Raw genomic sequence first — 11,319 nt, forward strand, 5'->3', positions numbered from 1 at the left:
GTGAGAAAAAGCGTTCAGCGGGAAATGCCGGCTTGCGCTTCGACGGCGCGCACGATCGAGAAGAAATCCAGATCCGCACCATCGCCCTCTGCGTAGCGCGCGAACTGCTCGCGCACGAGCGCTGCGGCTATCATCGGCACGCCGGCGTCCGCGCCCGCATCGACGACGAGCGACATGTCCTTGAGCATCTGCCGCGACGAAAAGGCAGGGGAAAAGTCCCGATTCTTCAGTGGATCGAGTTTGTACTTGACGAGCGGGGACGCCGCGACGCTTTCGCCGATCACCTCCAGCATCCTGGCCCAGTCGAGCCCGCCCTTTGTGCCGAGCGTGAGCGCCTCAGCCAGCAGCACGGCCGTCGAGCCGACCAGATGATTGATGGCGAGCTTCAGATAACGTGCCTGCTGATCCTCGCCGACGTAGTACTGGCGCGCCGACATGACCTCAAAGACGGGCAACGTGCGGTCGTACGCGTCTTGCGGGCCGGATGCGAATACCGTTAGCTGCGCCTTGTCGGCAAGAACGGTGCTGCCCGATACGGGCGCGCAGATATAGCCGATTCCGCGCTTGTGCGCCGCGTCGCGTACTTCGCCCGACGCGGTCGGCGAGACCGTGCTCATGTCGATATAGACGGCGCCGTCGTTTGCGTTTTCGATCACGCCATGTGCACCGAGCGCGACCTTACGCAATACGGCGTCGTCGGGAATGATCGAGAACACGAGCGGGGCCGAACGCGCGACGCTGGCGAGATCCTCAGCGCGGCGGGCGCCGAGTCGAACGGCCTCGTCGATGCGCGCTGCGTCGACGTCATACACGGTCACGTGGAATCCTGCGGCGAGCAGATTGCGCACGATCGGCGTGCCCATCTTGCCAAGGCCGATCCAGCCGATCTGTTGTGCGTTGTGTTTCTCTTGCGTTTGCGGCATGTCGTCACCGTACCTGGGGATTGATGAGAATCTTCATCTTGTCGCTGCCTTTGTCGCTCAACACGTCGAAGCCTTTTTCGACGACATCGTCGGCATCGATCAGATCGTGGATGAGCTTTTCGACCGGGAATTTGCCGTTCGCGATCATGCCGATGATGCGCGGCCAGATCGTCACGGGGTAACACCACGTTCCTTCGATGCGGATGTCCTTGAGCGACCATTTCATTGGATCGACACTCGCTGTGCCGACGTGCAGACCTGCCTGGACCACGGCGCCCGCCGAACGCACGGCATCGACACAGGCGTTCAGCGCATGCTGGTTGCCAGCGCATTCGATCGCGACATCGACGCCCACGCCTTCCGTCAAATCGCGAATCTTTTGCGGCAGGTCGCCGTCGGACGGATCGAAGATTTCAGTCGTGACGCCGAAGCCGGCCATCTTCGCGGCGCGCGCCGCGTTGGGTTCGCTGACGAATATCTTTGTGGCGCCCGCTGCGTGACAGGCGAGGGCAGCAAGCACGCCGATCGGGCCCGCCCCTGTAATCAGCACCGTCGAGCCGACCGTGACGCCGCCCCGGTCCACGGCATAGAGTGCGACGGCAGCTGGCTCGATCAGCGCACCCTGCTTGTCGCTGACGGTGTCGGGCAGGCGGTTCGCGTGATAGTCGTTGAGCACTGTGTATTCCGCCATACCGCCGCCGTCCCAACTGAGCCCGACGCAACCCATCTTCGTGCAGAGATGGCGCATGCCGCGCGCGCAGTAGTAGCACTGACCACACGACGCGAGCGGCATCACGGAGATACGGTCGCCGCGCTGCACGTTCTTCACGTCCTTGCCGACTTCGACGACCTCCGCACTGAACTCATGACCGAGAACCTGAGGCGCTTTTGCTCCCGTCAATGCATGCGGCTCGGTCGGCACGACGATGGGACCCGCCTGATACTCGTGCAGGTCGGTGCCGCAGATGCCGCACCACAGCGGTTTGACGATCATCTGGCTCGCGCCCATGCTCGTCGGGTCGGGGACGTTCTCGACCCGGATATCGTGCGCACAGTGAAAACGCACTGCTCTCATATTCGACTCCTTGGTTTAGACGGGCCATTTCGAATGGCCTCGTGTGGATCTGCAAAATTCAGCGTTGCCGGCGGCTCACGTAGCACGCGGATGCGCCGATGATGATGACGCCCTTGACGATGATCTGCGCCTGCACGGGCATGCCGATCAGCAGCACGATGTTGAAGACGATGACGAGAATGGCTGCACCCGCGAGGCCGCCCAGCAGCGAGCCGCGGCCGCCGGAGAGCGCGAGCCCGCCCATGACAGCGGCGACGATCGAATCGAGTTCGAAGCCGCGGCCCACCCAGTTGTCTACGATGCCGACATAGCCGGACAGGATCAGTCCCGCCAGCCCCGCAAGCAGCGCACTGATCACGTAACACGCGATACGCACGGTGTCGGGACTCACGCCGACCAGTCTCGCGGCCACGGCATTGCCGCCCACCATGTACACACGCCGTCCGAACGTGGACAGATGCAGCAGCGTGCCGAATACGATCGTGCACACGAACAGCAGCAGCACGTTGACGGGCACTGCCGCAATCGAGCCTGTTCCCAGTACGTGAAAGAGCGGTGGTACGTTGCCGGAAGGCGCGCCCTGCGTGTAGGCGAAACGCAGGCCGTCGAGCACGACGGCGGTGGCGAAGGTCGCGAGAAACGGCGACACCTGACGCTTCGTGACAAGCAGGCCGTTGAGCAACCCGGCACCGATGCACAGCACAAGCGTGACGCCAAAGACGGCTGGGGCTGAATGGTTCGTGTCGTCGAACGCAGTGGCGATCACGGCCGCCGTCGCCATTACGGAGGCAACCGACAGGTCGAGTCCACCCACCAGAATCACGAACACCTGGCCAATCACGACGATGCCGAGCGGCGCGAACTGCACCAGCATGTTGACGACGTTATCGGCGCGGAGGAAAGTGGGCGACCACACGCCCGAAAGCGCAATCAGCGCCACGAGGAACAGATAGATGCCATAGCGCTGTACGGCACGCAGCGACAGCGCGCGCACCGGTGTGGCGTCGCTGCGCGGAGCAACTGAGTTCATGCGAGCCTCCGTTTCTGCTGGACGTTGACGCAGACTGCCGCGATGATCGCGATGCCCTGCACGATGAGCTGATACTGGGACGGCACGCCGGCAAAGTTGATCAGATTGTTGAGCATGCTCAGCAGATACACACCGAGCAACGTGCCGACGACGCCGCCACGCCCCCCGCTCAGAATCGTGCCGCCGACGACCACGGGCGTAATCGACGCAAGCGTGTAGTTGGCGCCGAGATACGGTTGACCGGAGCCGAACTGGGCGGCGAGATAAATGCCCGTTAGGCCTGCGCAGAGTGACGAGAACGTGTAGACGAACAGAATGACCCGTTTGCGGGGAATGCCCGATAGCGTCGCCGCATTGTCGTCGTCGCCTACGAGATAGACGCACCGGCCGAGACGCGTGTTGCGCATGAAGTACGACACGCCGGCATAAAGAAGCAGCACCACGGTGGCGGTGACGGGCACGTTGGCATAGCGTCCATAAGCCAGCGCGTCGAAGCCATCCGGCACGCTGCCTGCGGGGCCGTTCGCGTAGTACAGGATGCCGCCTTGCAGGATGGCGCCCATACCCAGCGTGATGATCAGCGGATGCACGCGCAGCCAGAGCACGAGCAGGCCATTGGCCAGTCCCACGATCACGGACAGCACAATCGCGGCCGAAATCGCCATGCCCCATCCGCCTTGGGTCGCATCGGAGATGCCGGATGTGAGCGTGGCTGTCACGCTGATCAACGAACCAACGGACAGATCGATGCCCCCTGTCAGAACGGCGAGCGTCTGCCCGAGCGCGACGAGCGCAAGGCCCGTCGCCTGCTGATGGATGTTCAGCAGATTGGACAGCGTCGAAAAACGGTCGTTGACGTTCGTGCCCGTGACAAACAGCACCGCGATCAACGCTGCGACGATGAATGGCGCTGCGTTCGGTGCGACGTGGCGTCTAATGAGCGTACGCATCGGCGCCTCCCGTCTGCGCGAGCTGCGCGCCGCCCGTTGCGAGCGCCATGATGTCGTGCTCGGTCATCTGCTGGCCGCTGAGTTCGCCCGCAATACGTCCTTCGCGCATCACCAGCACGCGGTCGGACATGCCGATTACCTCCTGCAACTCGGAACTGATCATCAGGATGCCGAGGCCGCGATCCGTCAGTTCGCGCATCAGGCGATAGATTTCCGCCTTCGCGCCGATATCGACACCGCGGGTCGGTTCGTCGAGAATCAGCACGCTGGTGCACACGCGTACCCATCGGCTGATGAGTACCTTCTGCTGGTTGCCCCCCGAGAGCGTCGCGACGCTGCCCGCAGGCCGCGCGCCCGCAATGCCATATTCGCGGATTGCATCCGCGCCTGCCGTGCGCTCTTCTTTCGCTCTCAGCAATCCAAACCGGGACACGCGCCGGAGGGTGGTCGCCGTGACGTTCTGCGCGACGTTCAGGTACATCAGCAAGCCTTCGGATTTACGGTCTTCCGTGACAAAGCCGAGACCGAGGCGGATCGCCGTTGCTGGCGTCATACGCGTATGGCGCGCGCCACGCACTTCGACGGTGCCGCGCGCGGGCAACGCGCCGAACAGGCCGGACGCGAGTTCGGTGCGGCCCGAGCCGACCATACCGGCGAGCCCGACGATTTCGCCCGCGCGCACGGCGAGCGAAGCATCGACGACCCGATTGCCGACCTGCAGACCTTCGACGTTCATCAGCACCGTGCCGCCCGGGGCCAGCGTGGGCTTTGGAGGATAGATGTCTTTCATTTCTCGGCCGACCATCATGCGCACGAGCTCGGCGCGGGTCGTTTCCGAGACGGCTTGTGTGCCGATCTTGCGGCCGTCCTTCATGACGGTCACGCGGTCGCACAGTTCGAAGATTTCATCCAGCCGGTGCGAGATGTAGATAATTGCGACGCCGCGCGCGCGCAGCACGCGCAGCCGTTCGAAGAGGAGCTGCACTTCCTTGCCGGCGATGACCGCCGTCGGTTCGTCGAGGATGAGCACGCGTATTTCGCTCGCCATCGCCTTTGCGATCTCGACCATCTGCTGGCTTGCGACAGAGAGCGCGCCGACTCGCTCGCGCGGATCGAGTTGCACGCCGAGTTCGTGCAGCAACGTGGCGGCGCGGTCGTTCATCGCGCGGTGGTCGATGGTGCCGAGCCGGGTGCGAGGCTCGATCCCCGCGAAGATGTTCTGCGCGACGCTCGACTGCGGAAACAGCACGAGCTCCTGATAGATGATGTGAACGCCGTGCGCCTTTGCGTCTGCGGGGGACTTCCACGCGACGGGCTGACCGTCGAAGCACAATGCGCCCTCGTCCGGCAGATACGCGCCGGCGAGCACCTTCATCAGTGTCGATTTGCCCGCGCCATTTTCGCCGACCAGTGCGTGAATTTCGCCGCCGCGCACGCCGAAGCTCACGTCATCGAGGCTCTTGACGCCAGGGAACTGCTTGACGATGCCGCTGACCTGGATGACGTCGGGCGGGGGCGCGACGCCATTACCTGAAACACCCGCTATATGCGCGTTCATTTCTCACCCGGCAGCTTGATCTTGAACGTCGACGGGTTGTAGTCCGCTCCCATGCCGCCGTCGATGATCTTGTCGGGCGGTCCCTTTGCATCGACTACCTGATCGATGTACTGATCGGGATGTGGCACCGACGCCGTCTCGTCGCCACGCGTCAGCGCGATCTGCGGGCTGATCTCGTAGATTTTCGGCAATGGCTGACCTTGCAGTACCTTGAGCGCGACATCGAGCGATGTGCCGCCCATTGAAGGCGGATAGCCGATTTCGAGCATCGGAATCTTGTACTTCAACGCCAATTGGAGCGGACCGTTGAGGTCGGCTGTCGTGTGTGGCGGGATTTCGCCGGGCTTGAAGCCAGCCGCAAGGAACGCTTCGATCGAGCCCGCGACGGGCAAGCCATGCGCGCACCATACGGCGTTGATGGTGTGCCCGTACTTCGCGATCATCGCCTGCATCTGCTGCTTGGCCTTCACGGGGCTCCAGTCGGAGTAGACCGTGTCGAGCACCTTGATGCCGGGATATTGCGAGAACACTTCGTGCGCGGCGGCTTCACGGTCGGCGCTGACGCTGGAGCCCGCCTGGCCCGCCAGCATGATCACGTTGCCCTTGCCGTGCAGCTTCTCGACGATCCATTGCGCCCACACGCGGCCCATCATCGCATCGGAACCCGTCACGAACGATACGAAGTTGTCCGATGAAATGCGCCGGTCGACCATCACGACGGGAATGCCCTGTTTCATCGCACGCGTGACGACGGGGTCGAGCGCCTTTTGCGTGTTCGCACTGACGATCAGCAGATCCACGCCGCGCGAGATCAGGTCCTGAATGTCGGCAGCCTGTTTGGCGTCGTCCATGTTGCCGTTGGTGATCAACAATTGCTTGATCTGGTCGGGATGCTCGGCGGCCGCCTTCATCAACGAGTGCTGCATCACGACGCGCCAGCTGTCGCCGAGTCCCGCATTCGAAAAGCCGATCACGTAGGGCGGTTTCTTCTTGAACTTCGCGGTATCGGAGAACGGAATCTGCACGGCGGGATTGAACAGGAACGTGCGCGCCGCGCCGGTGTAGTCTGCACGTGCGGCACAGGAAGCCGTCAGGATGAATGCCGCAGCAGCGAATACGCTTGCACGGTGAAAGCGGATCGAACGACGCATGAATGTCTCCGTAAATGTTTTGATATCCATCGGAAGACGCGCGCGTCGTCGTCTCTGCGCTTCAACGCGTCTGGCCGTCACAGGCACCGGTAACGGGTTCTATAATCTGGCGTTACCGATGCTGGACACAGCGTGCTTCCCGACGGCGCCAATGTGGCATGGTTGACGGAGCGCATCTAGCAATTGCCATTACTAGTAATGGCAGTAACAGGGAAAGCATGAGGAGGCGAGACATGGAAAAGCAGCAGCGCCTGAACGAACTGGCCGATTTTCTGAGGACGCGCCGCGCACGTCTTCGGCCCGAGGACATTGACTTTCCGAGTGGCGCCCGGCGCAAGACACCGGGCCTGCGCCGTGAAGAAGTGGCCGAACGCGCCGGCATCAGCGTGACCTGGTATGCGTGGCTCGAGCAGGGCAGGGAAGTGAATGTGTCGTTCAAGACGATCGAAAGCCTCGCTAATGCGCTGAAGCTTTCGCCGCACGAGCGCACGCATCTGTTCGAGCTGGCCAATCACTACACGCCGCCTGGCCCGTATCCGATTGCACAGAACGTGACGGATACGGTTCGGCGCATGCTCGATCAGCTTGGCAACATGCCGGCCTATGTCGTCGATGGCAACTGGAACTATGTGACGTGGAACGAGGCGGCGGTGCGTGTATTCACGGACTTTCGCAAGATGCCTGCGGGCCGCTGCAATCTGCTGTGGTTCACGTTTCAGCAAGACGGCGCGCGTGCGCTCTTTCAGGGCTGGGACGCCTACGCGAAATGCGTGTTGGCGCAGTTTCGCGGCGACTACATTCTTCGGCCTTCGGGTGAGGTCTTTTTGCGCGATCTCGTCGAAGAACTGAGCGATACGGATGCTGACTTCTGCCGCTGGTGGGCGGAACACGAAGTGCTCAAGCGCAGCGACTGGCGCAAGGTGATCGAGCACCCGGTAGCAGGGTTGCTCGAGCTGGATGCGCTATCGCTGGAAGTGCCCGATGCGCCGGGGATGCGCATCATGGTGTACACGCCCGCGCCGTCGACGGATACTGCCCAGCGTATCGAGGCGCTGATGAAAGCCAGCAATGCGGCTGCAATTCCTGTTCAAGCCGCTACGGTACTCGATACTTTTCGAAAGTCTCGGGTTTCGAAAACAGGGCGCGGCGGATGATCCTGGCGAGCATTTTTTTGCCCTTTTTCTGCTATTCGCCGGTGCCACGCCGCGGTTGTTCGAACGGCTCTAAAACTCGCGCATCAGTCGATGCGCGACGCGTGGACGTCGCTTCCGGCAGGCTTCGTCAACGCGCCTCCGTCATTCATGAAGTGCCCGGCTCAGGGCTGCTTGCTCCATAGATCGTCAATCGCGCGGATTGCCAGCAGATATCCGTTTGCGCCTGCCCCGCAGATTACCGCCGTGGCCGCGACTGAGATCGTCGAGTGACGATATTCTTCCGAGCGCGCGTGGATGTTGGTGATATGCAATTCCACCACCGGCCGCCTGACGAGCTTGACTGCATCGAGCACGGGAATTCGACCGAACGAAAAGCCGGCCGGATTGATAATCAGCGCGGCATCCTGAAGAAACGCTTCCTGGATCCAGTCGATCAGCTCGCTTTCGCTGTTGGTCTGACGGAATACGCAGTCGAACCTCAGCGAATCAGCGAGTGTCAGGCAGCTCTGTTCGATGTCCGCAAGCGTGGTGGTGCCATAGATGTGAGGCTCCCTGACGCCGAGCATGTTCAGGTTCGAGCCATTGAGGATATAAAGTTTGCGAGTCATGGTTTCAATGTGTGGAGGAGCGTTCAAGGACAGTGCCTTTGGTTTCCCGCGATACTGCAATCATGAGAAAGGAAAGCAGATTCAAGGAGCCGCACACGGCGACGATGGCCCAGGGAGAACCGTGAAAGGCATTCAGCAGCGCGACGGCGACAATGGGCATCGGGCCGCCCGTGAGCAGGTTCGCACCTGAGTAGGACAGCGCGGACCCCGTATAGCGTGCCTCGGTCGGAAAGGACTCGGCAAACCAGACCGGCTGGATGCCGCTCTGGAACTGCGTAAAGCCGAGGAACGCGCCCATCACGGCCATGGTCATGGCGATCGAGTTCTGGTTGAGAACCGGGAAGTAGACCAGGCAGCAGACCAGCGTGCAAAACGAGCCGAGCATCAGCGCGCGCTTGCGTCCAATCCTGTCACTCAGATAGCCGCCCGCCAGTGCGCCGACGATGGCGCAGACATTGGCGATCATCAACAGCATGAAGCCGGTCTGCTTTGGCACGCCGAGGTGTTTGGTCAGATAACTGAGCGAAAACACCACGATCAGATAAAACAGCGCAGCGGGCCCGCAAAAGAACAGCGTCAGGCGAAGTGCAGTGCGCCAGTGGTACTTCAGCACGATGCCGAGCGGATTCGCGGCGCGTGCCCGTACGCCGCTTTTGTTGAGTGCCTCGAAGGCGGGTGTCTCGGATACACGACTGCGGATGTAGATGCCTAGCAGTACAAGAACAAAGCTTGCGAGGAACGGGATTCGCCAGCCCCAGGAATCAAAATCGTCGGACGACAGCACGGCCGCCAGCGTGAACAACGTGAAATTGGCGAGAATCTGGCTGAGTGGCGAACAGATGCCGAGCAAGCCCGAATACCAGCCGCGTCGCGCTGCCGATGCATGCTCCACCGCCATCAGTTGGGCGCCCGTTGATTCGCCGCCGAGCGCGAAACCCTGGACGATCCGCAGCGAAACCAGCAACGTCGGCGCGAGGATGCCGACCTGCTGGTAGGTGGGCAGCAGGCCCATCAGAAACGACGACGCGCCCATCACAGAGACAGTGACGAGCATCAATTTGCGGCGACCCCAGCGGTCGCCGAGCATTCCGCACACGATCGCACCCAGGGGGCGCGCAGCGAGTCCGGCCCAAAAACTGGCGAGCGACGCGAGCAGCGAGGCGGTCGGGTCGAGCGACGGAAAAAAGAGCTTCGGAAAGACCGTGGCCGCGACCACGCCATACAACGCGAAGTCGAACCACTCTAGCGCGGTGCCTACGGTTGCCCCGGCCACCGCCCGGCGCGCCATCAGCTGGGCATGCGCGGACTGGCTCGTATCGGCGAGGTCTGGGTCAGCAATAGATGACATGTTGTCTCCTCATTTCTATGTGGTGAAACGTTCGTTGCGGGTGCCGAACAAGTGCTATTGTTCGCGCTGCAGAGAGGAACCGTTCCGCACCGGAACTTCATTTCGTATTGTGGAATCGACGATCGATGTCGCTCAAACAAGGCCTACGCATTCTTGATTTTCTGGCGTCGCAAGGAGAAGGTGCGGGTCTCGTGGCCATTGCCGACGCCTTGTCCCTGCCGCGCAGTTCATGCCATCGCCTGCTTACCGAACTCGTTGCGGGTGGGTACGTCCGGCAACTGGTCGATCACAGCCGCTACATTCTGACAATGCGGATGACGTCGAACGGGCTCGAATTTCTGAGTCTCACGGGCATCGCCGATATTGCGCAGCCCATCATCGAACGGGTTGCCGCGCGGACGGGCGAATTGGCGCGGCTGTCGCTGGTCGACGGAGAAGCGATTATCTGGGTGGGCAAGGCAGATGGGCAGCGCGTCGGCTTTCGCTACGATCCCGACATGGGCCAGGCGGCACGGCTTTCGTGCACATCGACGGGACATGCGTGGCTCATGACGATGACGGACGAACAGGCGCTCGCGCTCGTTCTGAAGCAGGGCTTTGGACAGCCGAACGAGTTCGGACCCAATGCGCCGACGACGGTCAAAGCGCTGTTGGGGTTCCTGCAAGCTGCGCGTGTGCGTGGTTACGCGATGATCGACGAGGTGTTCGCGCCGCGTATGTCAGCGGTCGCCGTGCCCGTCATCAGTGGCTCGCGCTGCGTCGGCGTGATCAGTCTGGCCGGGCCACGGGTGCGGTTGACCGCCGGGAAGATCCACGAGTACTCGGTCCTGCTGCGCGAGGCTGCAAATGAACTGGCTCAGTTGAGCAACATGGCCGGGTTCCCCAGCCGGCCGCCGCTGGGCAAAGGATGACAGGAGCCGAACCAACGCAGTGCGGCCGCCGGGGCAGGCGCACTGCGATCGTATTGCGGTTCCGGTACTTCGGCGTGGATGACCGAACGTCGTCGCGTAATGGCGTTCTCTTCTTGAATGCTGGCTTTGAGGCTGTCGTCTCCAGTTCGGCCATTCCCGCTACTTCAGATTGACGCGTCGGATACTTCGCGATCAGTTCAGTATCCGAGGTGAATCTCAATGCGTGGCCGTGTAGCGCGGCGCCGGAACGTTGGTCGACAACAGGGAAGACATCGCACGCCGCGCGCTTTCGTATCCGTCCCATTTCACGATGTCATGTAGCGAAGGAATCGTCACGAGCTCGCCCCGGTCAAACCCGACCAGCGCGGCATCGACCATGTTTTCAGCGGACATCACGATCGACTTGTCGAGATTTTCCAGCGGCAGGCCACCCGTCTGCCAGAAATCGGTCGCTGTCGCGCCCGGCAGAACGGCCTGGATCCGAATGCCTTTGCTGGCCAACTCGTGATGCAGCGATTGGCTGAATGCCAGCACGAACGCCTTGCTGCCGCCATAGACGCCATTGAGCGCTTCCGGCGCAATGGCGACGATGGACGAGATATTGATGACGG

General features: G+C 62.0%; 11 protein-coding genes. 2 read left to right on the forward strand and 9 right to left on the reverse strand.

Annotation, left to right across the window (positions count from 1 at the left end; genetic code table 11):
- Nucleotides 1-14 precede the first annotated feature (14 nt).
- The 6 genes from KFO72_RS18820 to KFO72_RS18845 are packed head-to-tail and all read right to left on the reverse strand — an operon-like array spanning nucleotide 15 to nucleotide 6,687.
- Nucleotides 15-923, reverse strand: coding sequence for an NAD(P)-dependent oxidoreductase (locus tag KFO72_RS18820; protein WP_225032742.1), 909 nt, complete (start codon nucleotides 921-923; stop codon nucleotides 15-17).
- 4 nt (nucleotides 924-927) lie between these two features.
- The gene (locus KFO72_RS18825) at nucleotides 928-1,998 is read right to left on the reverse strand and encodes a 2,3-butanediol dehydrogenase (protein ID WP_054933610.1); all 1,071 of its coding nucleotides are present in this window, start codon (nucleotides 1,996-1,998) and stop codon (nucleotides 928-930) included.
- Between the two features lie 58 nt (nucleotides 1,999-2,056).
- A complete protein-coding gene (locus KFO72_RS18830) occupies nucleotides 2,057-3,028 on the reverse strand; it encodes an ABC transporter permease (RefSeq protein ID WP_060605262.1) in 972 nt (323 codons plus the stop codon).
- A complete protein-coding gene (locus KFO72_RS18835; RefSeq protein ID WP_225032743.1) occupies nucleotides 3,025-3,978 on the reverse strand; it encodes an ABC transporter permease in 954 nt (317 codons plus the stop codon). Before KFO72_RS18835 ends, KFO72_RS18830 begins: the two co-directional genes overlap by 4 nt.
- Complete coding sequence (locus KFO72_RS18840; RefSeq protein WP_225032744.1) at nucleotides 3,962-5,536, reverse strand: sugar ABC transporter ATP-binding protein; 1,575 nt, start codon at nucleotides 5,534-5,536, stop codon at nucleotides 3,962-3,964. The genes KFO72_RS18835 and KFO72_RS18840 overlap by 17 nt, the downstream gene beginning before the upstream one ends.
- Complete coding sequence (locus tag KFO72_RS18845; RefSeq protein ID WP_036001596.1) at nucleotides 5,533-6,687, reverse strand: ABC transporter substrate-binding protein; 1,155 nt, start codon at nucleotides 6,685-6,687, stop codon at nucleotides 5,533-5,535. The genes KFO72_RS18840 and KFO72_RS18845 overlap by 4 nt, the downstream gene beginning before the upstream one ends.
- 233 nt (nucleotides 6,688-6,920) lie before the next feature.
- Between KFO72_RS18845 and KFO72_RS18850 the strand changes: the two genes are divergently transcribed.
- Nucleotides 6,921-7,841, forward strand: coding sequence for a helix-turn-helix transcriptional regulator (locus KFO72_RS18850; protein ID WP_035997509.1), 921 nt, complete (start codon nucleotides 6,921-6,923; stop codon nucleotides 7,839-7,841).
- Nucleotides 7,842-8,002: 161 nt separating this feature from the next.
- On the opposite strand, the gene KFO72_RS18855 is transcribed toward KFO72_RS18850, so the two are convergent.
- Together KFO72_RS18855 and KFO72_RS18860 are read right to left on the reverse strand one after the other, a co-directional pair.
- Nucleotides 8,003-8,449, reverse strand: coding sequence for a type II 3-dehydroquinate dehydratase (locus tag KFO72_RS18855; protein ID WP_035997504.1), 447 nt, complete (start codon nucleotides 8,447-8,449; stop codon nucleotides 8,003-8,005).
- Nucleotides 8,450-8,453: 4 nt separating this feature from the next.
- The gene (locus tag KFO72_RS18860) at nucleotides 8,454-9,737 is read right to left on the reverse strand and encodes an MFS transporter (RefSeq protein ID WP_054933627.1); all 1,284 of its coding nucleotides are present in this window, start codon (nucleotides 9,735-9,737) and stop codon (nucleotides 8,454-8,456) included.
- Between the two features lie 185 nt (nucleotides 9,738-9,922).
- On the opposite strand from KFO72_RS18860, the gene KFO72_RS18865 reads away from it, so the two are divergent.
- Nucleotides 9,923-10,708 (forward strand): IclR family transcriptional regulator, encoded by a 786-nt coding sequence (locus KFO72_RS18865; RefSeq protein ID WP_035997501.1) that lies wholly within the window; start codon nucleotides 9,923-9,925, stop codon nucleotides 10,706-10,708.
- Nucleotides 10,709-10,924: 216 nt separating this feature from the next.
- On the opposite strand, the gene KFO72_RS18870 is transcribed toward KFO72_RS18865, so the two are convergent.
- A partial coding sequence (locus tag KFO72_RS18870) for an SDR family NAD(P)-dependent oxidoreductase (RefSeq protein WP_225032745.1) occupies nucleotides 10,925-11,319 on the reverse strand: 395 nt, incomplete at its 5' end.

It is taken from the genome of Paraburkholderia sp. XV, assembly GCF_020177535.1.
GTDB classification, from domain to species: Bacteria; Pseudomonadota; Gammaproteobacteria; order Burkholderiales; family Burkholderiaceae; genus Paraburkholderia; species Paraburkholderia caribensis.

What these genes read in the sequence shown, in the direction of transcription:
- KFO72_RS18820 (WP_225032742.1), bottom strand. Translation starts at nt 923, where the DNA reads ATGCCGCAAACGCAAGAGAAACACAACGCACAACAGATCGGCTGGATC.
- KFO72_RS18825 (WP_054933610.1), bottom strand. Translation starts at nt 1,998, where the DNA reads ATGAGAGCAGTGCGTTTTCACTGTGCGCACGATATCCGGGTCGAGAAC.
- KFO72_RS18830 (WP_060605262.1), bottom strand. Translation starts at nt 3,028, where the DNA reads ATGAACTCAGTTGCTCCGCGCAGCGACGCCACACCGGTGCGCGCGCTG.
- KFO72_RS18835 (WP_225032743.1), bottom strand. Translation starts at nt 3,978, where the DNA reads ATGCGTACGCTCATTAGACGCCACGTCGCACCGAACGCAGCGCCATTC.
- KFO72_RS18840 (WP_225032744.1), bottom strand. Translation starts at nt 5,536, where the DNA reads ATGAACGCGCATATAGCGGGTGTTTCAGGTAATGGCGTCGCGCCCCCG.
- KFO72_RS18845 (WP_036001596.1), bottom strand. Translation starts at nt 6,687, where the DNA reads ATGCGTCGTTCGATCCGCTTTCACCGTGCAAGCGTATTCGCTGCTGCG.
- KFO72_RS18850 (WP_035997509.1), top strand. Translation starts at nt 6,921, where the DNA reads ATGGAAAAGCAGCAGCGCCTGAACGAACTGGCCGATTTTCTGAGGACG.
- KFO72_RS18855 (WP_035997504.1), bottom strand. Translation starts at nt 8,449, where the DNA reads ATGACTCGCAAACTTTATATCCTCAATGGCTCGAACCTGAACATGCTC.
- KFO72_RS18860 (WP_054933627.1), bottom strand. Translation starts at nt 9,737, where the DNA reads ATGGCGCGCCGGGCGGTGGCCGGGGCAACCGTAGGCACCGCGCTAGAG.
- KFO72_RS18865 (WP_035997501.1), top strand. Translation starts at nt 9,923, where the DNA reads ATGTCGCTCAAACAAGGCCTACGCATTCTTGATTTTCTGGCGTCGCAA.